Genomic DNA, 24,551 nt, shown 5'->3' on the forward strand with positions numbered 1-24,551 from the left:
TCTGGAGAAGCATTAATGTCCATTTCTATGTATCAGGTTGCAGTTCCTTCCCTAGTGCGATCGCTAAATAATCTAGTCGCAATTCTAGAGAAGGGAGCGACTCATGCTGAAGCAAAAAAAATCGATCCCTCGGTTCTCATAGGGAGTCGTTTGTATCCCGATATGTTACCGCTCAGCCGTCAAGTGCAAATTGCTTCGGATATTGCTAGACGTGGTGTTGCTAGGTTGGCGGGTGAAGAAGCACCTGCATTAGAAGATAAGGAAACCACGTTTGCGGAACTTTGCGATCGGCTTAAGAATGTACTTACATTCATCGAGTCTTTCACTCCTGAACAGATTGACGGTTCTGAAGAGAAAGTAATTACTTTGCCTATGGGTAAAGAGACCATGACTTTTGCGGGACAAGCCTATTTGCTGTTCTTCATTTTGCCAAATGTCTATTTCCATGCGGCAACTGCCTATGACATTCTCCGACATTGCGGTGTTGAGCTAGGCAAGCGTGATTTCTTGGGCGCTCCTCAATAATATTCCTAAAACCAAAAGCTCTAGATGGAGGCGAAAAGTATTTGTCAGTGCGATCGCCTACCCATCAAGCAAATTTACGCAACATTTTGAAAAAGTAGGGAATATGATATTTCGCCGCCGCTTCATCGTCGGTTTGTTTTGCATAGAAGTCTCTGGCAATTTCTAGTGAGAGTTGATCTCTATACACAGAAACATCTCTACTCCATTCATCACTTGGGTGAACTTGATGCCAATATTCTTTAGCTTTTCGGGTAGTTAGCAAACTAAAAATTAGTTCGTGTTTTCTATTCTCATCTATGGCATTTTGAAATTCATTTATCCAGCTATCTTTGAGTTTATCTATTCCACTAAAATCTAGTCCAGCACAGTGATTAATACGAGAACATGCGATCGCAAAGTTAGTTTTTAAATCAGCGTCTGAACATAGATCTTGAGACATTTCGAGATAAATATCTTCAAGTAATAGTTCGCTGTCTTTGTATAATGGCTGGATGGAATATCCATCAAATATTGATTGAAGTGCTGGAACTAAAAAGTATGCTTCTTTATGAATCAATCCTGTCACTAATATTTCATGAGGTTCTTGATCGTTATCAGCATTAGCCTCATTAATTTTTATCTTGTCATAAAGGCTGCAAAAGATTTCCTGTGTATTTGAGAATCGATAGTTATAAATAGGTCTTATTTGAATATCGAGATCTACGATCGCAAATATTTTTTTAGGATGAAAATATTGATTATCTATATCCTCCTCAAGCATTTCTAGAAGGGTGAAGTATGTATTTGCAACATTGTTACAGTCACCACAATTAAAAAACTCTGGTCGAGAATTCCTCCAATCACTAGGAATACAAGCTTTATAAAAATTTGAATCTGGCAATGTATCCATTCTTCCATAGGATTGTGGAGATGGTCTACCTTGTTCTTTAGGAATAATTCCTTCGCATAAAACAATAATCTTGTTACGAATTTTACGTTGCTTTAAAATTATTTCGCAATGCTGCTTTAATTCTTTCTCACTAAAACTCATAACTAATCACTACGTCTTTCTGTGAGTTTTGGTTCTAATACTTTGACATGAGAAGGTGTTAGAGCATTACATAATTCATAGGAATGAGTCGCTAATATATATTGATTGCTAGGAGACCATTCAACTAAATCTGAAACAATTTGATACTGCCAATCTGGATGTAATGCAAGATCAACTTCATCCATTAATACAATTGCATTTTCTATATTGTTATGCTTCAACCAAATATAAATACTTAGCCTTTTTAGTTCACCATGACTTAAATCTTCAGGTTCTAGTTCAACTGTTATACCAGATATTTTTTTTGTAAATGTTAATCCTGAAAAGTCTGATCTTAAATTAACTTTTTTATCTTGAAGTAAAAGCTCTAAATCTTTTAACAAATTTTGATAGCTATTGCCATATTCACCTGTTTTTAGGGCTTCTCTAAAATCCCGATCTCTTGCAGTTTTGAAATATTCAATAAGTAAATCAACTGCCAAAAAATCATAAGTAAAAAGTCCAGACAATTTAGAATTAGATTTGGTAAGAAAGGAATAATAATCATTTCTATCTGAAAACAGAGATTTTCTGGATTTTTTAGATAGGAATAAAAAAACTTGAGTTGATGGAGCAGCTAAGAATACCTTTCTTGATAGTTGGCTGAGGAATTGCTGAAGCAAATCTGTTTTTAAATTCTTTATTTTACAAAGTAAAGCTATATCATCAGATTCATCATCTTTAGCAGAGTATGTAGATATATATTTAGTTTTAGCTAGCTTTAATTTAGACTTTAAAAGTTCAATTTCTGCATTTAGAGAAGTTATTTTATAATTAGAAATCTTTTGCTTATCCAATAAGCTTGATTTAGCTTGTTCAAGTTTTTTGGGTAAATCTAAAGACAGCTTATCGGTATCCTCTGTTTCCAAAATAATATCTAAATCTAATAACTGCGTTCTTAGGGTTTCGATAAAGAATAATTTAGATGAATCGTCTGAATCATTATCTATGACATATGCAGCATTTGGGCTTAATAGTTCTGGATATTTAGAGTCTATTTTTTTTATACTCTCTTGTAATCTCTTTAATTTATTGGATAAATCAGTGGATTCTTTCTGTGCAATCTTTAATCCTGCAAATACAGAAAAGCTTATCCGCTTTTCTTTCCTCGTGCTATTTGAAGTATTTGATGCTTGCTCAACGATAAAATCTTTACAGACAAAAAATTCTAGTTCTAGGTTTTTTTGACCCTCCCAAATATTAATGATTGCTAACACTCTTTGATCCTCGCCTTTATGTAAATCAAATCCATTAAGCAAATTTTTTAAGGCGAGAAAACTATCAGAATTACCTGAGCAATGTAGCAATACAAAAACTAGTTGCAATAGAGTACTTTTCCCGCCACCATTTTGGCTGCCGAGTGGGAAAACTCTAGGAGTAAAATCTTTCTCGAAAGTGATATCTACATCCTTTAGAACCCGAAAATCAGGAACTTGAACTCTTTGTAAATGCATATAAACTCCTGTTGTTTTCTTGTAAGCGCTTAATCAATCGATTCCTGCTCAATTAATTTTACTGCATCTGCCAAAATCTCATCGCGATCTAATCTGGAAACTTTCTCGCTGAATGTAATATTCGCAAAATATCGACAAAACTTCCATTAACCCGATACACGATGAAATAAGGATTGACCACAATTTCTCTTGTCTCCTTGACTCGCCCAACACGTCCCATTTCTGGAAAAGTTTCCAATTGCTTTACAGCACTGCGAATCTTGATTACCAATTTTAAAGCCGCCTCTGGATTGTCTCTAGCAATATATTCATGAATTACTTCTAGATTATGTAGGGCTTTGCGTAACAACCTAACTTTCATTAAAGCGCCCAAACATCATGTCTACCTCTTCATCACTGGCAAAATCTTCAGCATTTGCCTCAGCGATCGCTAAATTAATTTCCGCAATCTGCCACCTATAAATCTCAATATAATTCTCGATCGCCTCATTCAACAGGTAAGAGCGATCGCGATCTAGTTCCTTAGCGATCGCATCTAATGCTTCACGCTTTGTGCGATCGAGCCGAAAGGTAATTGTTTCCTTAGCTGCTGACATCGTATTATTAAATAATGCGTTGTAATACAATATATTATAGCAACCGTCAAAGTTTTTAAGATGTAAAACCCAATAATTGAATGGCGGCGCAAAGCGCCGCCATTCAATTATTGGGCAAGTCTAGACAACTACAAAATTCACCAATTTTCCGACAACTGCAATTACTTTCTTGATCTCCTTACTTTCGAGATACTTCTGTGCAGCTTCCGAGCTACGGGCATATTCCTCTAAGGCTTGCTTGTCATTGCTGGCACTAGATGGCACTTGGAGGCTGCCGCGAACTTTGCCATTGATTTGGATTACGAGGGTAATCTCATCAACGGTGAGCGCATCTGGATCGTGGGTGAGCCAAGGCTGTAAATGGATTGAATCTGAGTGACCGATCGCTGACCAAAGTTCCTCAGCAATGTGTGGCGCAAAGGGAGCAAGCAAGGTTAAGAGAGTTTCGACACCTTCTAGGAAAGTAGCAGAACTCTTATCTTCAGCATCTTGCAAAGCATTACTAAGCTTCATCATTTCCGAAATCGCGGTATTCAGTTGATAGCCACCATCAAAATCTTCGGAGACTTCCTTAATGGCGATGTGAATGGCTCGGCGGAGATTCTTATCAACTTTTTTAGAAATACCATTCTGTTTAGTTTCTGCAAAGCTGGTAACTAAGCGCCACACTCGATTTAAGAAGCGTTGTTGCCCTTCTACGTCCGCATCTTCCCATTCCAAATCCTTTTCAGGAGGAGCTTTAAAGAGAGTGAACATCCGCAAAGTGTCGGCTCCATATTTCGCGATCGCCACTTCAGGAGATACACCATTGCCCTTAGATTTGGACATCGTGGCATAGAGCGCTTGCAAAGGTTCGCCAGTTTTGGGATCTTTAGGATCTTTGGGATCGACTAAAGCTGAGGGAACCCATTTGTCCTTGCCGCCTTTGTTAGGGTTCATGTAAGTCAAGCCCTGTACCATGCCCTGCGTCAGCAATCTCGTAAATGGTTCATCAAAATCGAGTAAGCCGCGATCGCGTAAAACTTTAGTCATAAATCGCGAATAGAGCAAGTGCAAAATCGCATGTTCCACGCCACCAACATATTGATCCACAGACATCCAGTTATTGATGGCATTGCGATCGCCTATTTCTTGATCGTTCTTAGCATCGGCAAACCGCAAGAAGTACCAAGAGGAATCGATAAAGGTATCCATCGTGTCGGTTTCGCGCTTGGCGGCTGTGCCGCATTTAGGACAATGGACATTTACCCAAGATTCTAATTGGGCTAGGGGTGACGCGCCGCGACCTGTGAGTTCGACATCTTCGGGCAAGGCGATCGGTAAGTCAGCATGGGGAACAGGAACGATGCCACAACTAGGGCAATGGATGACGGGAATTGGACAGCCCCAATATCTTTGGCGGGAAATCAACCAATCACGCAAGCGATAGGTAATTTTGGCAGTTCCCCATTGCTTTGATTCCGCAAGTTCGATGATTTTGGTTTTCGCTGTTACGGAATCCAATCCGTCAAATTCACCTGAATTAACCATAGTTCCAGATTCAGTATAGGCAGCCTTTAGTTCTTCACCAGTGGCGTTAGGCGCATTAATTACTGTTTGGATTGGAAGGTTATATTGTTTTGCAAAGGCAAAATCGCGGACATCATGAGCGGGAACTCCCATCACTGCGCCTGTTCCATATTCAAATAGAACATAGTCCGCAATCCAAATTGGGACTTCTTTTCCAGTAAATGGATTAACTACACTTGCGCCGATCGCTACACCACGTTTGGGACGATCATCTGAGGTGCGATCAATTTCGCTGAGATTTTTGACTTCTTCGATGAATTTGCTGACGGCTTCTTTTTGAGCAGGGCTGGTCAATGTCTCGACTAAAGGATGCTCTGGAGCAAGCACGACATAACTCACACCGTAAACTGTGTCAGGGCGTGTGGTGAATACAGTAATTTTTTCGTCACTGCCAACAATCAGGAAACTTAGCTCTGCGCCTGTGGATTTGCCGATCCAGTTGGCTTGCATGATCTTGACATTGGATGGCCAGTCGGTGAGCTTGTCCAAATCTTGCAAAAGTTGTTCGGCATAGTCAGTGATTTTGAAGAACCATTGACGCAATTTGCGCTTCTCAACGATCGCACCTGATCGCCAAGATCTACCTTCATTATCAACCTGCTCATTCGCAATTACGGTCTGATCAATGGGGTCCCAGTTAACCTTTGCTTCTTTTTGATAAGCTAAACCCGCTTCCAAAAATTGCAAAAAAATCCATTGTGTCCATTTGTAATAGTCGGGAGAACAGGTTGCTAATTCACGATCCCAGTCGTAGGACAAGCCCACTTGCTGAAGCTGCGATCGCATATTGGCGATATTAGCGTAAGTCCATTTGGCGGGATGCGTATTGCGATCGATCGCTGCATTTTCCGCAGGCAATCCGAAGGCATCCCAGCCCATCGGGTGCAATACTTGATAGCCTTGCATTCTTTTGTAACGGGCGATGACATCGGTGATCGTGTAGTTACGGACATGCCCCATATGCAGATCCCCTGATGGATAGGGAAACATTGACAGCGCATAGAATTTCTTTTTTTGACTGCTATTTGCCGCGCTAACTGCGTCATTGTTTACTTTGTCAAGTTGCATCTGCGCCCAAACTTTCTGCCATTTGGGTTCGATCTGCTGGGGGTTATATCTGGTTTCCATCACGTATCAGTCTATATGCGAATATGAAGGTGAGCAACGCGATGCGCTGCTCACCTTCATACTTAATAATACTAAACATCAAGCCCTAATCTAACTTATGTCACCCGATTATATAAAAGCTCAACTAATTTTGCTTATTTCAATTGTGGCGGCGATCGCCTTTGTTGGCTGCATTTATGAATTGTCATACGGTGCGCCAGATTTTGGCTTTGCAGTTACTTGGGCAATTTTGCTAATCAGCTTACCTGTAGGTGTCTATAGCTTTGTCAAAGCAGTCAGTCTCGCTCGAAAATCTATGCAATAAAATTTATGCAACCACAAAAAGGGTGCGCCAAGCGCACCTTTCGTCGAATAAAAATCCACCATGATCTTAGGTGAAACATGATGACAGCTCAATTAATTACGCCAAGCTCTACGTTTAACATTCATAAGTTCACAGTGCAGCAATATGAGCTTATCCTCGAAGCGGGAGTATTTGCTGAAAGCGATCGCCTTGAACTAATTAACGGAGAAATCAGAGTAATGTCCCCCATTGGCAGGAAACATGCGGTTTGTGTAGCGAAAACAGCTAGAGCTTTTCAAATCAAGTTAGGCAATCAGGCTTTTATCTGGACACAGAATCCAATTCTCCTCAGTAATTATTTTCAGCCACAGCCCGATCTTGCCATACTCAAATGGCGTGATGATTTTTACGCAGAGGCTTTACCCACACCTGATGATATTTTGTTAATTATCGAGGTTGCGGATAGCACGATCGCCTATGATCGTGATGTCAAAAGCCCTCTTTACGCTGCGAATGGGATTTCAGAAATGTGGCTATTTGATGTGAATAAAAAAGTAGTAGAAGGATATTCACAACCATCAGCATCAGGATATAAGCGGATGCAGCGCTATGAACAAAATGAAACTTTAGCAATGATGGCTCTACCTGACATAGTTTTTAGCTGGGAAGAGATATTTTGAGACGCTTTGCTTTGCAATAAAGCACTCTGACCAGTCATGCAGATTCATGTTTTACAGGAGAAACCCGTGAAAATCTTACTGGTTGAAGACGATCTTCATTCTGCGGAAATACTTTTGCAGCTACTAGCAGAGTCGCATTACACAATTGATTCTGCTCTAAATGCTAAGACTGCGTGGCAATACATCGAAACCTATGCCTACGATTTGATCATTCTCGATATTATGTTGCCTGATAGCGATGGCATTGGGCTATGTACCAATCTTCGCGCCGCTGGTTACAATACCCCCGTGCTATTGCTAACCGCAAAGGATAGTACCAACGATCGCGTGATGGGTTTAGAGGCAGGTGCGGATGACTATGTGGTGAAGCCCTATAACTTTCAGGAATTAGTGGCAAGGATTCGGGCACTGTTACGGCGCTATAGCGATCGCGATACTCTCATTCAGGAGTTAACATGGGAGCGGCTTCATCTGGATATTAGAGCAAATACATTTAGTTATAACCAGAAATCTTTACGCTTAACCCAAAAGGAATATCGGCTATTAGAACTGTTTCTCAGACATCCTCAACAAATATTTAGCCGTAGTGCTTTGATCGATCAGGTGTGGTCGGCAGGAGAGTTTCCCAGTGAGGAGGCGGTGACTACACATATTAAGGGATTACGTCAAAAGCTGAAGGTGGCGGGACTACCTATAGACCCAATTGAGACATTATATGGATTGGGATATCGCCTCAAACCTGCGCCTGTTGAAGTTGCGGATCTGCCTGTTCAGCCTGTAGTGACAAATCCTTTACCTGAGGAAACCTTACCGCAGATAGACAAAACGCGAGTGTTGGAGGTAATTGCGATAATGACTAAGAAATTAATCGCAATTTTGCCAGAATCGATCGCGCTTTTACGTCGAGTAGAGATCGCTTTAGATCAGGGCAACTTGGACGCAGATTTGCGCTATGAAGGATATATGGAGGCACATCGGCTCATTGGATCGATGGGTTCATTAGGTTTTCCAGAAGGATCGGCGATCGCATTTCAGATCGAGCAGATACTAAAAAATGATTTTGCTTTAGTACAGACTGATACGCCGATGTTGCGGCAATTGATTACCGATTTAGAAGCAAGTGTTTGTGACTCAGTTAAGCCTGTAACTCCTACTATTAATCTATCTCAACCTCAATCTCATAACTCACAACAACAGCAAGGCGATCGCTCCAAAGTAATGATTGTCGATGACGATCCACATATCTTGAAGATTTTGCGGGTTTTACTAGAACGTTGGGATCTTGAGGTGATCGCTTTGCAAAATCCTCAGCAGTTTTGGCAGATCTTGGAATCAACTTCTCCCGACCTACTGATTTTAGATTTGATTATGCCAGCCTGTAACGGTATTGATTTATGTCAATCCATGCGAGCATCCTCGCTATGGCAAGATTTACCGATTGTGTTTTTATCTGCCCATAGCGATCGCGAGACAGTTCGTCAATTGTTTGTAGCTGGCGCTGATGATTATCTCAGCAAGCCAATTGTGGAGGAAGATTTGTATACACGTATTCTCAGCCGTTTAGAGCGTAGTCGTCTATCGAGGCAGTCGGCACGTAGATATAAATAAGTACTCAAACCCCTTAAAGTTGAGCCCCGCAGGGGCGCAACTTTAAGGGGTTTGGTTTGTAATTAATTATGTACATCTACTTACCGTCATGGTTAAATATCCCCACATCGGCTTGATTACTTCAGATTGTCTTCATTTTTATAGGTTAGGCTAAAGCTACTTACTGTCTCAAGTTATGCAAAAAAAGTATTTTCTCAATATTGCCCAAACTCATGCCAGATTCATCTTCCAACCTTATTTCTAGCTCAATTTCTAGCTCAATTTCTAGCTCAATTTCTCAATTCACTCGTCAGATGAGGCGATCGCAGCAGCAAGAGGTATTAATTGCCAAAATTGCGCTCCATATTCGGCAATATCTTGATTTAGATGAGATTCTGAATGCGATCGTCCAAGAAGTACGACTCTTTTTGAAAGCCGATCGCACTGTGGTTTATCAGTTCAATCCTGATATGAGTGGGAGGGTTGTCGCTGAGTCGATCTTGCCACCTTGGGAAGCTTGTCTCCATCGACAACTGAGTGATGAACACTTTCCTGAGACTATGGGCGGCGCGTATCGAGAGGGAAGAGTTTTTGTCGCACCTGATGTGTATAAGGCGAATCTCAGTGAATGTCATTTGCAAATGCTAGAACAGTTCCCCACAAGGGCAAGTTTGATCGTACCCATCCTCCGCCCCAACAACAAAACCGATCCTCTGTGGGGCTTGCTATGTACCTATCAATGTTTTGAGCCGCGCGTTTGGGAAGAGACAGATATTCGCTTACTTCAGCAATTATCAGTACAATTAGCGATCGCGATTCAACAAGCTGAACTCTATCGCAATCTTCAGATCGCAAATCTCTCTTTAGAGAAAGAAATTGAGGAACGTAAAAAAGCCGAACTTGCACTTAAGCTAGCTAAAGCAAACTTAGAAGCTCGCGTTGCCGAGCGCACTGCCGAGCTATATCAACGCCAACAAGAATTTATCTCCCTTGCCGAGAATTCACCTAATGCAACTATGCGCCTCGATCTCCAACTGCGTCACCTCTACGTTAATCTAGCTGTAGAAAGAGCTACAGGTATTCCTGTTAAAGCCTTTCTGGGTAAAACTCTTCGAGAGATGAAATTTCCTGAGAAGAATGTAACCATGCTCGAATCTGCTGCTCAAAGATTGCTCGAAACTGGCGAAGACCAGCGATATGAAGTCGAATATCCCTTACCAGAAGATCGGGGAATGGGATATTATCGCGCTCATATTATTCCTGAACATGCTCCAAATGGCGAAATTGCCACGATACTATCGATCTTCTATGACATTACGCAAAACAAACTAAATGAAATAGCTCTCCAAGAATCAAACCGTCGTTGGCGATATTTACTAGATAATGTGAGCTTAATCGTGGTTGGGTTGAACTGTGCGGGAGAAGTGGAATATATCAATCCATTTTTGCTAAACATTACAGGCTATGCAGTAGATGAAGTCATCGGCAAAGACTGGTTCTCTCAATTTATACCCCAGATCGATCGATCGGAGATCAGAGAGATTTTTTCTAGCCTGCTGATTAATGACTTTCCGAAATATTATCAAAATGCCATTTTCACTAAAGCAGGTGAAGAAAGAATGATCTCTTGGAACAATACCATCCTGCGCAATCAAGAAAACGAAATTATTGGAACACTAAGCATTGGTGAAGATATTACTGAAAAATTAAAGGTTGATCGCATCAAAAGTGAATTTATTTCCATTGTTAGTCATGAACTTAGGACTCCTTTAACTTCGATTCGTGGGGCGTTAGGCTTGCTATCTTCGGGCGTATTAGCTAATCGACCTGAAACTGCCCAAAACATGCTCAATATTGCCTCCTCAGACACAGAAAGGTTGGTGCGGCTAGTCAATGACATTCTCGACTTAGAGCGTTTAGAATCCAGCAAAGTCACCCTAGATCGCAGCTGGTGTGATGTGCATGGGCTATGCCAACAGGCGATCGAAACTATGCAGGCGATCGCTGCCGAAAGCCAGATCGAAATATTATGCAATGTCCCGTCGCAGCAGATTTTTGGCGATTGCGATCGCCTTGTCCAGACCTTAGTTAATTTGCTCAGTAATGCGATTAAGTTCTCGCCGCCTCAAAGTCAAGTGCATCTGGAAGCTGGACAAATTGCCGATGAGATTGTCTTTCGAGTACGCGATCGTGGTCGTGGTATTCCAGCCGATCATCTAGAAAGTATTTTTGAGCGCTTCAACCAAGTTGATGCTTCCGATTCTCGCCAAATGGGAGGCACAGGTTTAGGTCTAGCGATCTGTCGCAGCATTGTCCAACAACATGGTGGCAAGATTTGGGTAGAGAGTGTATTGTCAGAAGGCAGTACCTTTTGGTTTACCATTCCCCATCGCATAAGCTAAGAATAATTGTAGAGTCGAGCTTCGCTCGACTCTACAATTATTGGGTTCTAAATCGCGCAGGTTATTTGATTTGCAATCCTAAGAGAAGAGTCTAAATTTATGACGGCCAAATCAATTTTACTGATAGATGACGAGCCAAATATTGCGGAAGTCATTGCTGTATGTCTAGAAAGCTTTAAAGGATGGAAAGTGCAAGTCGCTAATTCTGGGAAAGCAGGACTTAGTATTGTGGAAACCCTCAAGCCCGACGCAATTCTCCTTGATGTGATGATGCCGACAATGGATGGCATCACTGTCTATCAAAACTTGCAAAAAAATCCAGCTACTCAAAATATCCCCGTCATCTTCTTAACTGCGAAGGTACAGGCAAGCGATCGCGAAAAATTTGCTCAACTAGGGGTAGTCGGTACAATCGCCAAGCCATTTGAGCCTCTCAAAATTTCCGATCAAATTGCTCAGATGTTAAACTGGTAAATACAGCTCCAAAAGAGAGTAGCAGTGCGAAGCACTGCTACTCTCTTTTGGTTTTTATGTCCTGACAAACTTGACGAAAGCTATATATCCTCAGATTATCCTCATTTTTATTTTCTACACTATAAACTTTAGTCAGAAGATAAATTGCGCCGATTCAAAGCCACAATGACAAATACATCTAGTAGCAAAACGATTTTATTGATAGACGATGAAGAATATATTTGTCAAATTGTGCAGACTTGCGTAGAAATTTTTAGCGACTGGCAAACAGCGATCGCGAGATCGGGCGAGGAGGCATTAGCGACAGTTGCAAATCTCCAACCTGACGCGATTGTGCTGGATATGCACATGCCAAATATGGATGGCTTTACCGTCCTCAAAAAATTACAAGCCGATCGCCAACTGACGAATATTCCTGTGGTGTTATTGACTTCTCGCGTAGATCTGACCGAACCTCAAAAAATTGCTCAGCTAGGAGTCAAAGGTGCGATCGCCAAACCTTTTCATCCGACTAAGCTTGTCGATCAAATCACCAAGATTTTAGACTGGTAGTGGCTAGTCAAAAGAAAAACTAAAGCCCCAAAAGGTAAAGCGCCAGCTTCGCTGGCGCTTTACCTTTTGGGGCTTTAGTTTTTAGCGAAAATATTAATTTTTATTTCAGCTTAAATCACTTTAAGTAAATATTTTGTTAACCACAGAATTTCCTCATTTTTCAATCATAGTCTTGAGATATATGCAAGCCGATTTCGAGATAACTTAACCTGACTATTTTCCCCATTAAAAATTACCAAAATCATGGATCAACCCCAAATGAGTAGCTCAGTCTATGAATTAGGTTGGTGGATTGAAATATTGACCGCACAGCCTCTGTGCCTATATTACTTTGGCGCATTTACAAGTCATCAAGAAGTCAATCAATTAAAATCAGGATTCATCGAAGATCTTCTTTTAGAGAGCGCCACAATCCTTTGGGTTGATATTCGATTTTGTCAACCCAGTCATATAACTTTGACAAGAGATGCGCTGCGATCGCACTTTCTTTTATCGAAAAAATTGCCACATTCCGATTTAAATCAAGCTCTGTTGTTTGATATTGCAGCTTAGGTCAATCATTTTAACTCTTGTTCTTTAGAAGGATTTCAGCATGAAAAATATCAATATCTCTTATCAGTGCCATGTTACTGGTCAAGATTCGGCAATTTGGCAACTGCAATGTCATCTACGCATTATCTATCAACAGTTTGGACAGCAAATCGTGATCGTCTCACCTCAAAACTGTGAAATTGGTTGGTTTATTCCCGCCCAGATTGAAAAACTCGCCACGCAGATTATTCAGGATTTTCAGCTTAATCCTAATCGTCTAACTTGGATTGAGCATGACCCTAATTATGTCAGCAGACAAATTTGCACAGAGTACAGCGAGGTCACATTTCAATGGAAACAAGCGATCATCGCCACTAATCCACAGTGGCATTCAATCTCCAATGAGTTATTAGGCTGCCTAATCGCTGATACCGACTATAGCGACTCTTGGAGCAAAATTCATTTATTCACAAACCCTTCGCGACTACTCCAAAAAGATCCTTATTTGCAAGAAATAAAAGACTATTTTGTAACTTCAGCATAAATTGATTATCCAAACTATAGCAATGTAAGTTTTGCTTAGGACATAAAACCCAAAAGATGAGTGGCGGTGCTTCGCACCGCCACTCATCTTTTGGGTTTTGATTTGCCCTATCTATCTCTTGCATTGCTATACAATCAATAAAAAAAGATGTTGCTTTGCAACATCTTTTTTTATTGATTGGCTTGGTTCTAAATTCCTGCCTTCACAAAAAACTGCTCTGATGTCACTGCCAAATCAGGAAATAACTCATCCGTTAATAGCCGATCGCTGCGATAAGTTTCAGGCGGACGATCGACAAAAAACACCGTCAGACTCCGCATTGGTGGATAAACTACCCACACTCGATCAACTCCTGCATTCAAATAGTCCATCGCTTTTTGTGCTAACTGGTTAAAAGTCTGATCGGGCGATACAATCTCAATCACTAACTCAGGCAATACAGGACAAGGGGAATCCTCAAGCCAATCTACAGCAAGGCGATCGTGAGAAACATACAGCAAGTCAGGTACAGGAACCCAATCTTGTCCTCGTCGTTTGAGAACTACCGACCACTCGACCCTCACTCGCCCACGTCCATCACACCATGCCGAAAGCTCGACCCAAAACACAGTTGTTAAAGAAGAATGAAAAAACTTTGGTGACATTTTTTTTATGCAATCTCCTTCAAATAGTTCATAACTTCCATCAAGGTCGGGCAATTGCAAAAATTGCTCTAATGTCAGTTTTTGCTTTACTTCTGATTCAGGCGTAGTTTTTTCAATAACGACACTGGTCATTTCTTCAACTCCTAGCTGTGGTGATTATCCAACGAGATTTGCGATCGCTTCGATTAAAAAAGGTACAGCCGCCGCATCCCAAAAGCCTTCAAAACTTCGCTCAGTCAATAATTGTAAATGCAAAGTAAAAGCATGGGGAAACCCATTAACTTCAAGACTGATATCTTCAGTTTCCAACGTACAACAAATCTTCTCGCCGTCCGATAGCTCGGCTGCCATAATCTGCATCGTCTCAGCAAGTTGTGATGCTAGCTTACAAAAATCTTTAAACTCACGTTCAGTTAGCTCGATCGCCCAACTATCCGCCCCCACCAAGCCCCTATACAAATCTACATCCGATCGCAGACCAATCCGCCAACCTTTACCGCTTAACAACTGCTTAGACGTATCTTGAGATGCGAAATTTAGCATATTAATTATTAGAATTTGGTGGCGCTTTGCGCCACCAAATTCTAGGGCTTTCAGTCGCTCAGAATTTCAGGCTGGGAAATTTCGTCAGACATTTCCAGAATGGCGCGTAAAATCGGCTTCATCATGCGATCGTCATAGTCATCATCTTCATAGCGTCTGAGTTTGGCTCGGTTCGCAACTTGAACGGTAATGCGATAACGGTTAGAAGATGCGCTTATCAGTTCTTCGACACGACGAATAATTTGTGATGAGTCAATAGTGTATCGTTTTGCCATAAAACCGAAAGAAAATGAGTCTTTTAAGTCTAACGCGATCGCGCTCATCTTGCACTGATTTATTCACTCGGCGTAAGTATGAAACCAATTTTGGTGTTTTCAGCGCCTGCGGCGCTGAAAACACCAAAATTGGTTTTTATGTAGCTAAGGATATAAAACCCAAGAAACTGTACCGCCCGCTACGCGGGCGGTACAGTTTCTTGGCTCTGGTTTTTTAATTATGCACAGGGACTTACAGTGAAAATTGGTGGATCAGAAAATATTTCAACCAATCAAGTTTTGTGATGTAATATGATGGTCTCGCATAGCTATTTGGGGCGGATTCTTCAAATCCATGACTGCAAAGAAAGTACTGGTAATTGACGACAGCATCATGATCCGCAAAATGGTTAAAAGCATTTTGGCGGGCAAGTATGATGTCTTAGAAGCAAGTGATGGCAAATCAGGTTTAGACGCTGCTCGCCGAGCCTTTCCTGACCTAATTTTGCTCGATTTTGTGATGCCCAAATACAATGGCTATCAAACCCTACAGGCAATCCGTCGTGTTGAAGGATTGCAAAAAGTTCCTGTAATCATGATTTCGGGACTCAAAGAGCAGGTCACCGAGCATGTACCCGAACCATTCACTGAGTTTGATTTCCTCGAAAAGCCATTTGAAGCGGATGTATTAGTTGCTCGCATTCAAAACTTTTTGGCTCCTGAGCCTGCGCAACCCATTTCGGCAGCAACTGCTCGATCAGCTGCATCTGCTGCGGCTAGACAGATGCCGCGTACTGAAGAGCCTACGCTGCAAACAATCATCAATCGTCTGACCGCGACTGAGACTTTGCTAGTACAGGGGATCGAGAACTTGATTCAGCGAGAAGTTGTTGCGAGGTTTAATGAGTTAAATACTCGAATTGATCATCAAGACAATGCGATCAATTCTTTGACTCAGCGCATGGAAAAAATTTCGGAACAAATTGACCACCAAAACAAAGGTCTAATGGTAATTCTGCGCGAGCTAAAATCCTTACAAGGCAAATAAAAAAATGGAGTCGCTAAGCGACTCCATTTTTTGTTTTGACGATTATTTTAACGAGTTGCGATCGTCTCAACTTTAGAAGCATCTACTGCTACAACTGGCATATTTGCGGCAGAGTTAGCGATCGCATTGTCATCTTCACCATTAGGCGTGGTCAAATAAAGCACAACAAGTGGCAAAGCGCCAACAACTATACCTAGCAAAGCTGGAACATAAAATCCTGCATTAAAACTCAGGATCAATGCAAACATGAAATTGCCAGCATACATAATTGCAGGGAAAGTAATTTGCTGACGATTTAGGATTGGTTGATTATCTTTACCCCAAATTAGAGAGGCAACTGTCATAAATAATGAGCCAGTTCCAAACCAACCAAAAAAGTTTTGGTAAGGCATTCCATAAAATTCTCCTGCTTGATGCCATTCCCAAAAAGGATATGGGGTTTGACTCATCGCAGGATCAAGTACAAAGTCCCATGATGTCAGCATCAAAGCTCCAAGGGCGATCGCGGCAATTCGATAGCCCCAACCTGTACCGAAGCGCATCAAAGTTGCAGATACCAAAAAAGCAGAGAACCCCATATAGAACCATGACAGGGGAATTGTAAATGGAACTAAGTCAGCGATTTTGTAACCTAATCCGCTCAGATAGGCATAAGCACCAAAAGGAAACCCTGTACTAGTTCCCAATAATTCGCTACTTACCGACAACCCGATCGCAGGAATGCAAAATGCAAGAGTACGCTTAAGCCCGATAGTTTGCTTACCGTAAAGAAATGCGGCGATCGCGCCAAAAATCATGTAGGATGCCCCGCCATTTTGCATTCCCCATGAAAAGACCTGCAAACCAGTTTCGGACAAGCTTTCAATAAACTCGGTATTTGGCAGTACAAAAATCAAGCCAAATAGACCAAACACCATTGAAACTAGGTGCATTCCTAAATTAATCCATTGTGCGGGGATCGCTCGCCTCATCACGCCATTTACTCCCAGAAATAGTTGAAATTTATTTGTTTACAGCACTTTGCGCTGAAACCAGAACCAAGATTTTTGTGGTTCTCTATGATCGCAAATCGCTGTAAGTTTTAATTTTGCTTTAAGTAACTTAACAAAAGTATAAGCTAGCATACCATTCATTTTTGAGTTTGATGTTCACAGCACTTAAAGCTAGAAAGTAATGGCGCTTAGCGTCACTACTTTCTAGCTTTATTTTGCTACCCAAATAGCTAAAAGCAAGAGAGAAATTGCGATCGCAAACCATAAAAAATTATTATTGCTATTGGTATTTGGTTTCTCAAGGAAAACCTCGCGAAATGGCTTTTTCTCTGCATCACTTGAACTTTTAGTTCTAGCGACTGGTTTAGATTGATAAGTATCAGGCGACTGTAAAATCGGCACTTCAGAGACAACACCCTCCAATTTGCTCAGTTGTGGCGCAGTCAAAATTCCCAACATATAGCGGGCTGATTTCCGCACACTATTAACTGAGTGTTTTTTGAGACCCCGACATATGGAGATCGCCTCCTCCGTCTTACCAACTGCATCGTAGGCATTAGCCAGCCATATGAGAATTTCGCCGCCCAAAGTAGTTTCTAAAACAGCTAAAGCGCGGGCCCGATCTAGCAGTGCGATCGCCTGCTGATAGTTGCCACTCTCAAAGTTACTAACCCCTTCTTGATATAGTTGCGATGCTAGTTGCTCAGCACTGATTTCTTCCATCAGTAAATTTTCATCTCCATTAGTAAAAAAACAATTTTTGTTAATAGTGCCTCAAAGCACCACCATTAACAAAAATTGGATGACTTATTTTTCTTTTAAAGCTTGGACAATTTGATAATTTGCAGCTGGTAACTGATAGGTATCTAATTCGTCAACCGTAGCCCAGCAAATTTCTGAACAGGCGAGCGTCTGTGGTTCTCCCGAAACATGAGTACAGTGATGCACAATCAGACTGACCCGCAATGTTTCATATTCAAAATCGACAGTGATTAAATGATCGCCAACTTCTACTTCGATCGCCAGTTCTTCTTGCAACTCCCGCTTAATGCATTCCGCCGCAGTTTCATGTCCCTCAAGCTTGCCACCAGGAAACTCCCAATATCCCGCCAGTTCACCTTCAGGTAAACGGCGATCGATTAGAATACGTTGGCGATCGCGATCCCAGACCACACCAACACCGATACATCGATACTTTTTAGTTGTTAAATCAGTCATCAAATTAGTCATCCATAAAGTCCAAGCCTTTAGACACTGGTGTTAAACCTTTTTCTGCTAACCATTCTGGGTTATACATTCGGCTCTGATATCGACCACCACCATCACAGAGAATTGTCGCGATCGTGTGACCTTTACCCAATTTACGCGCCAACTTGACCGCACCAACTGCATTCAACGCCGCCGAACTGCCAATAAACAAGCCATCATGCTTGAGCAAATATTGTGACATCTCAATTACTTGCTGGTCAGTTCCTTGGAAAGCTCCATCTAATCTAGCGCGATTAAAATTTGCAGTTGCTCGGTTAATGCCAATGCCCTCTGTAATTGAATTACCCTCAGCCTTAAATTCACCCGTCGTCATATAGCTATACAAACCTGAACCAGTCGGATCAATTAAATAGGTAGCAATTTGCGAATTTTGTTCTTTGAGATAAGCTGTCACACCGCCGATCGTGCCCCCAGTCCCAGAGGACATAACGATCCCATCTAGATCGCCATCAGTTTGACTCCAAATTTCAGGGGCAGTCGTATGGTAATGCGCGTCAGAATTAGACAAATTTTCAAACTGATTTGCCCAAAAAGAATTGGCAATTTCTTCTGAACGTTTTCGAGCTACGTGATAGTAATTGTCAGCGCTAGAAAAAGGAGCAGGTGTAGTTAGTTCCACCTCAGCGCCCAAAGTCCTGAGCAAATCAATTTTTTCTTGCGATTGATTGCTCGGCATCACAATCACGCTGCGATAACCACGCGCATTAGCAACAAGAGCGAGTCCAATACCAGTATTACCTGCCGTACCTTCCACAATTGTGCCACCAGCTTTGAGTGTTCCCGCCTTTTCAGCCTCTAACACCATAAATAAAGCTGCCCGATCCTTAACGCTACCACCTGGATTCAGAAATTCAGCTTTTCCTAAAATAGTGCAGCCAGTCGCTTCTGAAAGAGACTCAATTTTAATTAGGGGGGTATTACCCACAGAGTTAGCAAAACCAATACGAATATCGCGTGTCATGGAATATTACAAGAGATGAACTACAGCAAAGATTTACAACTTGTTTATTAACTTCAGTATATTTGGGTCTGTAATTAGTTATATAGATATTTGCAAATTTGAATTTTCTCGGTTTATTGCAGTTACACATCATTTATTGCAAATAAACACTCTAGATTAGCCAAATCTTGAAAATTTAAATTAGCGATCGCTATATGTGCAACGAATGCATTACTTACCAAGCATTACAGATGCATTACAGAAAATATAAGTTCTATATTACGGTAAAAATATGAAATTCTTAGTTGCTATTGACGGCTCTCAGGCTAGCGAAAATGCTCTTGCGAAAGCCTTGACCTTTGCTACTCCTCTAAAAGCCGAAATTGTCTTGCTGACTGTCGTTGAACCACTCAGTAGCTATATTCCTGAAGTCATGCTGCCCACTGGTGATTGGGTCGGCTGGCGCGGACTTCCTGACATAGAGCTAGAGCGCAAAATTTTGAGCGCAGGTCAAACTCTGCTACAAAAAGCTCAAGACACTTGTCAGTCTGCACAGATAGATGGTCGTACCAGATTGGAAACAGGTCAACCTCGTGATGTAATTTGCTACGTAGCAAAAGAGGAAAGCCCAGATTTAGTAATAGTGGGATCGCGAGGATTGGGTTCAGTCGAGCGGCTGATGCTGGGTAGCGTCAGTGATTATGTTGTTCACCATTGTGCTTCACCAGTTTTAGTCGTGCGCTAAAATTTAACAAGTAATATTTATAGCAAGTTACTATAAACCCCAACCAATATTTTTTGTAAAAGCAACGCTTCAAGTAGCTTGTACAAAAAATTTATTGGTTTGTTTGTTTACAATTTGCCGTACATAGCCGAATACAAAAAACTGCGATCGATACCTTGAATAGTTCTCCCATCCGTCAAGTTTTTGTTTGTCAGCATCTGACCTGTTCCAAAGATGGTGCGGCTAAAGTTTTGGCAACATTACAACAGCAAAAAATTGTAAATGTAAGTATAAAAGCTTGTGGATGCCTCGGACTATGTGGCTCTGGGCCAATAGTTGTTGTGTTTCCAGATAATGTCTATTATTGGCATGTTACACCTAAAAAAGCTCTGGCAATTATTGAAACGCATTTACTCGGCAATGTAGAGATCCCCTCAATGATGCATCCTCGGCTACATCCTAACTAAACAATAAGGGTTCGCCGCAAAGCGGCGAACCCTTATTGTTTAGGGTAGAAAAGCCCACATAAATACATGGGCAAACTTAAAAACATTAGCGACAGAAATCAAAATTTCTGAAAAGGAGTTGATATCTATAGATTAATTAATAATCTTAAAAAAACACAAAAACTTTAGTAAGCTCCAAATCCAGATAAAACCTTAGGAACGGTCATCAACAAAATTTTCAAGTCTGACCACAAAGTCCAGTTGCGAAGATAATCTAAGTCGCAATCAGTAACTGCATCTAAATCAAGCATTGTTGAACGAGCGCTAACTTGCCAAGCCCCTGTTACGCCTGGCAATGAATTCAGTCTTCTTTTGCGATCGCCATTAATACGCAAAGCATCATACAAAGCCCAAGGACGTGGACCAACCAAACTCATTTCACCACGCAAAACATTAAAGAGTTGAGGAAGTTCATCAAGACTATACTTGCGCATCCAACGACCAACATTAGTAATCCTTGGATCGTCTTCACACTTATGAAGTCCAGTTTGACCACACATCACCAGATGATGCAGTTTGTCAGCATCAGTAATCATGGTACGAAATTTAATGATTCTAAATAATTTGCCACTTTCACCAATACGCCATTGATGAAAAAATATTGAACCACTTGAGCTACTAGCAATAATCACAGCTAATGAAATCATAACTGGACTAAGAATTAAGAGGATTAACAAAGCGGCTAACCAATCCAAAGCCCTTTTTACGATCCAAGTGATCGGCTTATGCCTTTGCGGTAGTTCATTCGCCTGAGGCAAGTTCAAAAATACAGCTTTCTCAGATCTACAGCATACATCAGCTAAATTCTTAAGTTTAGCTTCTCCGATTCTAGGCTCAACTCTAATTAATTTAACTGTAGATTGCCTATACTCACCAGAGATTTCATTAAACATAATAGATTTAAACAGACTCAAGTGAGTAGGAAAGAATGAACCTATAGAGATTCTGATTTGCTTGAAGTTGAGCATTGAATTAGATATATAAGAAATCTCTTTTGGGTGATTAGCCAGTTCATTTACTTGCATTTGACTTACAATTAGACTACTCATTCCTTCCCTCTCTTATTGCCTCTAAGTATCTACAATATCAACATATTCAAAGACAGGAATACTAAGAAAACTAAACATCAAAACTGTTTCATTAATTAGGAAATCATCAGATGTATTAAAGTGAACTAGATATCCTATTTGGCAATGTAATCACATATTTGTTGCATAAACAGACCTTATGTTAGTAACTATGATTCTTCGTATATATACTTATCTATCAATTCCATGTACATAGCAACTACTAGAAGTTAGTAAAAGGTCATACTAAAAGTTATACAAAAGTTATATTCTTTGTCCGTATTTTGCTAAAACTTCAAACATATAGTTAAAATAAGAAACTAAAAAAGGAGATTAGGTATCTTTGTACCTAATCTCCTTTTTTAGTTTTATAGCAATGTAAGTTTTGCTTAGGACATAAAACCCAAAAGATGAGTGGCGGTGCTTTGCGCCGCCACTCATCTTTTGGGTTTTGATTTGTCCTAGCTATCTCTTGCGTTGCTATATATTCTCAAAATGGCAACGCTATTTTTATAGTCGTATTAACGTAACGTGAGGGTAGTCCTAAAAAGGAAAGGATCTGCGTAAGGCTCTTAGGATAAAGGTTTCACCGAATACAGGAAAAATTGAAGCCCCGAAGTATCTAGGCTGTTTAGGCATTATTCTGGCTGAATAACCCAATCCTTGACGAATTCATTAGCTTTGCAGCATCTACATAGTGCTGAATCTTAAATATTTTTATACAATAGTAAATCCATGAATTCCATGCTAGCAGAGTCTTTTGGATATCCTTTCCTTTTTAGGACTACCAACGTGAGTTCGATATAGCCATTTGCGCTCAAACCTGAAATATAAAGCTACTCCCTTCCCACCGAAAGAATAGACGTTGTAAAGTGAAGAATTAGCGGTGCGAGGCTTCGCTGCGCACCACTAATTCTTCACTGGGAAGGGAGTAAGGATTCGATTAGTTTTTTTTGAGCTTTAAGCCTTAACTTTTTAGAAGATCCTCATCACCAACACCAACTGGGTTATAACTATGTGGTAACTCTTTAACCGCATTAGCAATCACTCCGATTAGATTCAGCTTTTGGAGAATAGAGATAGATTGAGAGAATTCACCACGAGTAATACAATCAATGCGAGCCACTGAAACCACACCACCACTGCAAGAAGCTATTTGAATTGTATCAACTGTGCCAAGAATCGGAGGCGAGTCAATAATTACGAGGTCATAATCCTGCTCAAACTGGGAAATCAACTTTTGCATCCACTCGGAACTAAGCAAAGTGACGGAATCGCTAGGAATTGGACCAGCCGTAAGAATATCAATAGCTGAGTTAGATGATTGGATTACATCTTGGCTATCCACAGTGCCTTTACTAGAAAGTAATGTCGATAGACCTCTTTCATTGGGTAAATTAAGTTTCTTATGTAAAGATGGCGATCGCATGTCTGCATCAATTAGCAGGACTCGTTTGTGTAACCGTGCTGCACTAGTGGCAAGCCCAAGAGCAATCGTGGATTTACCTTCACCAGGAAGAGCTGAGGTAATTACTAGCGATCTGATACTTATTTCTTGGGAAAAACTATTGAGCTGAATATTCTTATAAATTACATCTAACCCCTCCCGAAAAGGTAACCATTGGACAATCTCCACAGTAAGTGGTGAAACAGATTGACCTTTGAGAAACTGTGGTAGAAAGCCAGAACTTGATTCTTCAGCCTGCAAATATTGGGGAGTCATACCCAGTAATGATAGAGAAGCAATTTGCTGCTCCAAATCATTATAAGTATGCATCGTATCGTCTTGCATATCCCTAACAAAAGCAGCCATACCACCAATAAATAACCCTGCGACCACACCAAGCAATAAGTTTCGGCGGAGTGAATCTGCGGCATCAGTTGAACCCAGACTAGCTTCCTCAACAACCTGCCAATCAAAGCCACCACGAGAAATCTCTAGACTTAAATCTTGACGGTTTTTGAGCAATGTTTGCAATGTGTCTTGCTGAACTTTCAATTTAGGAATTAAGGTCTCATATTCACCGAGTAATTTAGGTAAGCGCTTAATCTCAGCTTGTAGATCTTGTTCTTGAAATTCCAAAGAATCAAGTCGGGATTGCGATAATGTAATTTGAGTTTGGGTTTCCGCAATTTGATTCGCTAAAGTTATATCAATACTACTTAGCTGATCAGCATTCCATTTAGAATAGTTTGATAAATTGACATCTCCTAAAACACTTCTTCTTTCTTCTTCGAGACTATTCTGCTGTTGACTAAAACGCAACTCAAGTGCTTCAACAATAGGACTAGCAGATTGAAATCTAGCTTTTTCTCGATTTAGAGCAACTTCTATACTTTGCATTTCTAGGACGAGTGCTTGATAGCGTGGCGACTGATTTAAACGGGTAAGTAATACTGCATCCTGTGAAGATAGGTTGAGTTTTTGTTGTAGAGATTCTAGCCGAGTGACTGCTTGATCATATTCTAATTTGGCAGAGCGTTTTTGTTGCTCAATTCCACTCAGGGCTGTTGTAACTTCTGTTACGCGCTGCGTCACATCAAACAGATTGTTCCTGCGACGAAATGTTTCGATTGATTCAGAAACTTCAGATATGCTTTGACGTACATTATCAACTTGCTCGTCAATACCTGCTAAACCTTTCTGTAAACGATTTTGCTGCTGCTCTCGGTTGTAATCAGTATATATTTTTTGAAAAGCTCGTAAAACTTCTCGCGTTTTTACAGGATCTAAGGCAGTGTACTGGACTTCAACTATTTTGCTTGGAGAGTCTTTCCCGCCCAGCATATCAATTTTTAAAGATTGAAGTTCAGCCCCTGTAATACCAGGATATTTATCGTTTAGTAAAATAGCAGCTTTTTGAAATAATGCAGAACTTTTCAGCAACTGTAGTTGTGTTGCATAGTCAATCTGGACATTTGAGTCAAGATTTAAGGATGAGGCTCCTCCACTCTTGTAAGTTGATTCAACTAGCAAGCGCATTGAACTAGTGTATTTAGGTTTAGAACTAGTATTGATTAAAACAGCAATTACCAAGCCTACACTTAAGCCACCCAAAAGCCAAAAACGTCTACGGGAAAGAACTGCAAAAATTTTCCCATAACCTGGATCTTGCTCAGCGAGAACTGGGGCTGTTTGGTTAGCCGCATTGATATTCATAGATTTCACT

The 24,551-nt window shown here is 40.8% G+C and carries 26 protein-coding genes; 12 read left to right on the forward strand and 14 right to left on the reverse strand.

Annotation, left to right across the window (positions count from 1 at the left end; genetic code table 11):
* The first annotated feature begins 15 nt into the window (after positions 1–15).
* Positions 16–525, forward strand: a complete 510-nt coding sequence (locus APA_RS22330) for a DUF1993 family protein (RefSeq protein WP_201324432.1) — start codon at positions 16–18, stop codon at positions 523–525.
* Between the two features lie 64 nt (positions 526–589).
* Here APA_RS22330 and APA_RS22335 read toward each other — a convergent pair whose 3' ends face one another.
* The 5 genes from APA_RS22335 to leuS all read right to left on the reverse strand — a co-directional run bounded on the left by APA_RS22335 (position 590) and on the right by leuS (position 6,341).
* Entirely contained in the window at positions 590–1,555 is a 966-nt protein-coding gene (locus APA_RS22335; RefSeq protein WP_201324433.1) for a hypothetical protein, read from the reverse strand.
* A gap of 2 nt (positions 1,556–1,557) precedes the next feature.
* A complete protein-coding gene (locus APA_RS22340; protein WP_201324434.1) occupies positions 1,558–3,048 on the reverse strand; it encodes an AAA family ATPase in 1,491 nt (496 codons plus the stop codon).
* A gap of 88 nt (positions 3,049–3,136) precedes the next feature.
* On the reverse strand, positions 3,137–3,409 hold the full coding sequence (locus tag APA_RS22345; RefSeq protein ID WP_201324435.1) for a type II toxin-antitoxin system RelE/ParE family toxin: 273 nt from the start codon (positions 3,407–3,409) through the stop codon (positions 3,137–3,139).
* On the reverse strand, positions 3,399–3,644 hold the full coding sequence (locus tag APA_RS22350; protein WP_236579980.1) for a CopG family ribbon-helix-helix protein: 246 nt from the start codon (positions 3,642–3,644) through the stop codon (positions 3,399–3,401). The genes APA_RS22345 and APA_RS22350 overlap by 11 nt, the downstream gene beginning before the upstream one ends.
* Before the next feature lie 120 nt (positions 3,645–3,764).
* Positions 3,765–6,341 carry a leucine--tRNA ligase gene (leuS, locus tag APA_RS22355; protein ID WP_201324437.1) on the reverse strand — a complete coding sequence of 859 codons (2,577 nt, stop codon included), beginning with the start codon at positions 6,339–6,341 and terminating at the stop codon, positions 3,765–3,767.
* Positions 6,342–6,438: 97 nt separating this feature from the next.
* Here leuS and APA_RS22360 point away from each other — a divergent pair, with 97 nt between their 5' ends.
* The 8 genes from APA_RS22360 to APA_RS22395 all read left to right on the forward strand — a co-directional run bounded on the left by APA_RS22360 (position 6,439) and on the right by APA_RS22395 (position 13,394).
* A complete protein-coding gene (locus APA_RS22360) occupies positions 6,439–6,645 on the forward strand; it encodes a hypothetical protein (RefSeq protein WP_201324438.1) in 207 nt (68 codons plus the stop codon).
* A gap of 80 nt (positions 6,646–6,725) precedes the next feature.
* Positions 6,726–7,304 (forward strand): Uma2 family endonuclease, encoded by a 579-nt coding sequence (locus APA_RS22365; RefSeq protein ID WP_201324439.1) that lies wholly within the window; start codon positions 6,726–6,728, stop codon positions 7,302–7,304.
* A gap of 36 nt (positions 7,305–7,340) precedes the next feature.
* On the forward strand, positions 7,341–8,912 hold the full coding sequence (locus APA_RS22370; protein ID WP_201324440.1) for a response regulator: 1,572 nt from the start codon (positions 7,341–7,343) through the stop codon (positions 8,910–8,912).
* 212 nt (positions 8,913–9,124) lie between these two features.
* Positions 9,125–11,293, forward strand: a complete 2,169-nt coding sequence (locus APA_RS22375) for an ATP-binding protein (protein ID WP_201324441.1) — start codon at positions 9,125–9,127, stop codon at positions 11,291–11,293.
* A 99-nt stretch (positions 11,294–11,392) separates the two neighbouring features.
* Positions 11,393–11,767 (forward strand): response regulator, encoded by a 375-nt coding sequence (locus APA_RS22380; RefSeq protein WP_201324442.1) that lies wholly within the window; start codon positions 11,393–11,395, stop codon positions 11,765–11,767.
* A 165-nt stretch (positions 11,768–11,932) separates the two neighbouring features.
* Positions 11,933–12,319, forward strand: a complete 387-nt coding sequence (locus tag APA_RS22385; protein ID WP_201324443.1) for a response regulator — start codon at positions 11,933–11,935, stop codon at positions 12,317–12,319.
* Between the two features lie 243 nt (positions 12,320–12,562).
* Positions 12,563–12,871 (forward strand): DUF1816 domain-containing protein, encoded by a 309-nt coding sequence (locus APA_RS22390; protein ID WP_201324444.1) that lies wholly within the window; start codon positions 12,563–12,565, stop codon positions 12,869–12,871.
* Positions 12,872–12,911: 40 nt separating this feature from the next.
* Entirely contained in the window at positions 12,912–13,394 is a 483-nt protein-coding gene (locus tag APA_RS22395) for a hypothetical protein (protein ID WP_201324445.1), read from the forward strand.
* Positions 13,395–13,582: 188 nt separating this feature from the next.
* Here the strand turns inward: APA_RS22395 and APA_RS22400 are convergent, their stop codons facing one another.
* From APA_RS22400 to APA_RS22410, 3 genes are read right to left on the reverse strand one after another with little or no spacing between them, the layout of a single operon-like run.
* Positions 13,583–14,170: a Uma2 family endonuclease gene (locus tag APA_RS22400; protein ID WP_201324446.1), complete on the reverse strand. Its 588-nt coding sequence runs from the start codon at positions 14,168–14,170 to the stop codon at positions 13,583–13,585.
* A gap of 24 nt (positions 14,171–14,194) precedes the next feature.
* Positions 14,195–14,581, reverse strand: a complete 387-nt coding sequence (locus tag APA_RS22405) for a DUF1818 family protein (RefSeq protein WP_201324447.1) — start codon at positions 14,579–14,581, stop codon at positions 14,195–14,197.
* A 50-nt stretch (positions 14,582–14,631) separates the two neighbouring features.
* Positions 14,632–14,856 (reverse strand): DNA-directed RNA polymerase subunit omega, encoded by a 225-nt coding sequence (locus tag APA_RS22410; protein ID WP_142655970.1) that lies wholly within the window; start codon positions 14,854–14,856, stop codon positions 14,632–14,634.
* A 334-nt stretch (positions 14,857–15,190) separates the two neighbouring features.
* On the opposite strand from APA_RS22410, the gene APA_RS22415 reads away from it, so the two are divergent.
* The gene (locus APA_RS22415) at positions 15,191–15,883 is read left to right on the forward strand and encodes a PleD family two-component system response regulator (RefSeq protein WP_201324448.1); all 693 of its coding nucleotides are present in this window, start codon (positions 15,191–15,193) and stop codon (positions 15,881–15,883) included.
* Positions 15,884–15,930: 47 nt separating this feature from the next.
* On the opposite strand, the gene cruF is transcribed toward APA_RS22415, so the two are convergent.
* The 4 genes from cruF to APA_RS22435 all read right to left on the reverse strand — a co-directional run bounded on the left by cruF (position 15,931) and on the right by APA_RS22435 (position 19,105).
* A complete protein-coding gene (gene cruF / locus APA_RS22420; protein WP_201324449.1) occupies positions 15,931–16,854 on the reverse strand; it encodes a gamma-carotene 1'-hydroxylase CruF in 924 nt (307 codons plus the stop codon).
* 231 nt (positions 16,855–17,085) lie between these two features.
* Positions 17,086–17,598 carry a tetratricopeptide repeat protein gene (locus tag APA_RS22425; RefSeq protein ID WP_201324450.1) on the reverse strand — a complete coding sequence of 171 codons (513 nt, stop codon included), beginning with the start codon at positions 17,596–17,598 and terminating at the stop codon, positions 17,086–17,088.
* A gap of 84 nt (positions 17,599–17,682) precedes the next feature.
* Positions 17,683–18,093, reverse strand: coding sequence for an 8-oxo-dGTP diphosphatase MutT (gene mutT / locus APA_RS22430; RefSeq protein ID WP_201324451.1), 411 nt, complete (start codon positions 18,091–18,093; stop codon positions 17,683–17,685).
* A gap of 4 nt (positions 18,094–18,097) precedes the next feature.
* A complete protein-coding gene (locus tag APA_RS22435; RefSeq protein ID WP_201324452.1) occupies positions 18,098–19,105 on the reverse strand; it encodes a cysteine synthase A in 1,008 nt (335 codons plus the stop codon).
* A gap of 271 nt (positions 19,106–19,376) precedes the next feature.
* Between APA_RS22435 and APA_RS22440 the strand changes: the two genes are divergently transcribed.
* Both APA_RS22440 and APA_RS22445 read left to right on the forward strand, forming a co-directional pair.
* On the forward strand, positions 19,377–19,829 hold the full coding sequence (locus APA_RS22440; protein WP_201324453.1) for a universal stress protein: 453 nt from the start codon (positions 19,377–19,379) through the stop codon (positions 19,827–19,829).
* A 155-nt stretch (positions 19,830–19,984) separates the two neighbouring features.
* The gene (locus APA_RS22445; protein ID WP_201324454.1) at positions 19,985–20,275 is read left to right on the forward strand and encodes a ferredoxin; all 291 of its coding nucleotides are present in this window, start codon (positions 19,985–19,987) and stop codon (positions 20,273–20,275) included.
* Positions 20,276–20,439: 164 nt separating this feature from the next.
* Here APA_RS22445 and hepC read toward each other — a convergent pair whose 3' ends face one another.
* On the reverse strand, positions 20,440–21,363 hold the full coding sequence (hepC, locus tag APA_RS22450) for a heterocyst development glycosyltransferase HepC (RefSeq protein WP_201324455.1): 924 nt from the start codon (positions 21,361–21,363) through the stop codon (positions 20,440–20,442).
* A 985-nt stretch (positions 21,364–22,348) separates the two neighbouring features.
* A complete protein-coding gene (locus APA_RS22455; RefSeq protein WP_201324456.1) occupies positions 22,349–24,541 on the reverse strand; it encodes a polysaccharide biosynthesis tyrosine autokinase in 2,193 nt (730 codons plus the stop codon).
* Positions 24,542–24,551 lie beyond the last annotated feature (10 nt).

Origin of the sequence: Pseudanabaena sp. lw0831 (assembly GCF_016584665.1) — a bacterium.
Lineage (GTDB): Bacteria > Cyanobacteriota > Cyanobacteriia > Pseudanabaenales > Pseudanabaenaceae > Pseudanabaena.

Excerpts from the sequence above, each read along its gene's own strand:
- APA_RS22330 (WP_201324432.1), top strand. The coding sequence starts at position 16 with ATGTCCATTTCTATGTATCAGGTTGCAGTTCCTTCCCTAGTGCGATCG.
- APA_RS22335 (WP_201324433.1), bottom strand. The coding sequence starts at position 1,555 with ATGAGTTTTAGTGAGAAAGAATTAAAGCAGCATTGCGAAATAATTTTA.
- APA_RS22340 (WP_201324434.1), bottom strand. The coding sequence starts at position 3,048 with ATGCATTTACAAAGAGTTCAAGTTCCTGATTTTCGGGTTCTAAAGGAT.
- APA_RS22345 (WP_201324435.1), bottom strand. The coding sequence starts at position 3,409 with ATGAAAGTTAGGTTGTTACGCAAAGCCCTACATAATCTAGAAGTAATT.
- APA_RS22350 (WP_236579980.1), bottom strand. The coding sequence starts at position 3,644 with ATGTCAGCAGCTAAGGAAACAATTACCTTTCGGCTCGATCGCACAAAG.
- leuS (WP_201324437.1), bottom strand. The coding sequence starts at position 6,341 with ATGGAAACCAGATATAACCCCCAGCAGATCGAACCCAAATGGCAGAAA.
- APA_RS22360 (WP_201324438.1), top strand. The coding sequence starts at position 6,439 with ATGTCACCCGATTATATAAAAGCTCAACTAATTTTGCTTATTTCAATT.
- APA_RS22365 (WP_201324439.1), top strand. The coding sequence starts at position 6,726 with ATGACAGCTCAATTAATTACGCCAAGCTCTACGTTTAACATTCATAAG.
- APA_RS22370 (WP_201324440.1), top strand. The coding sequence starts at position 7,341 with ATGCAGATTCATGTTTTACAGGAGAAACCCGTGAAAATCTTACTGGTT.
- APA_RS22375 (WP_201324441.1), top strand. The coding sequence starts at position 9,125 with ATGCCAGATTCATCTTCCAACCTTATTTCTAGCTCAATTTCTAGCTCA.
- APA_RS22380 (WP_201324442.1), top strand. The coding sequence starts at position 11,393 with ATGACGGCCAAATCAATTTTACTGATAGATGACGAGCCAAATATTGCG.
- APA_RS22385 (WP_201324443.1), top strand. The coding sequence starts at position 11,933 with ATGACAAATACATCTAGTAGCAAAACGATTTTATTGATAGACGATGAA.
- APA_RS22390 (WP_201324444.1), top strand. The coding sequence starts at position 12,563 with ATGGATCAACCCCAAATGAGTAGCTCAGTCTATGAATTAGGTTGGTGG.
- APA_RS22395 (WP_201324445.1), top strand. The coding sequence starts at position 12,912 with ATGAAAAATATCAATATCTCTTATCAGTGCCATGTTACTGGTCAAGAT.
- APA_RS22400 (WP_201324446.1), bottom strand. The coding sequence starts at position 14,170 with ATGACCAGTGTCGTTATTGAAAAAACTACGCCTGAATCAGAAGTAAAG.
- APA_RS22405 (WP_201324447.1), bottom strand. The coding sequence starts at position 14,581 with ATGCTAAATTTCGCATCTCAAGATACGTCTAAGCAGTTGTTAAGCGGT.
- APA_RS22410 (WP_142655970.1), bottom strand. The coding sequence starts at position 14,856 with ATGGCAAAACGATACACTATTGACTCATCACAAATTATTCGTCGTGTC.
- APA_RS22415 (WP_201324448.1), top strand. The coding sequence starts at position 15,191 with ATGACTGCAAAGAAAGTACTGGTAATTGACGACAGCATCATGATCCGC.
- cruF (WP_201324449.1), bottom strand. The coding sequence starts at position 16,854 with ATGAGGCGAGCGATCCCCGCACAATGGATTAATTTAGGAATGCACCTA.
- APA_RS22425 (WP_201324450.1), bottom strand. The coding sequence starts at position 17,598 with ATGGAAGAAATCAGTGCTGAGCAACTAGCATCGCAACTATATCAAGAA.
- mutT (WP_201324451.1), bottom strand. The coding sequence starts at position 18,093 with ATGACTGATTTAACAACTAAAAAGTATCGATGTATCGGTGTTGGTGTG.
- APA_RS22435 (WP_201324452.1), bottom strand. The coding sequence starts at position 19,105 with ATGACACGCGATATTCGTATTGGTTTTGCTAACTCTGTGGGTAATACC.
- APA_RS22440 (WP_201324453.1), top strand. The coding sequence starts at position 19,377 with ATGAAATTCTTAGTTGCTATTGACGGCTCTCAGGCTAGCGAAAATGCT.
- hepC (WP_201324455.1), bottom strand. The coding sequence starts at position 21,363 with ATGAGTAGTCTAATTGTAAGTCAAATGCAAGTAAATGAACTGGCTAAT.
- APA_RS22455 (WP_201324456.1), bottom strand. The coding sequence starts at position 24,541 with ATGAATATCAATGCGGCTAACCAAACAGCCCCAGTTCTCGCTGAGCAA.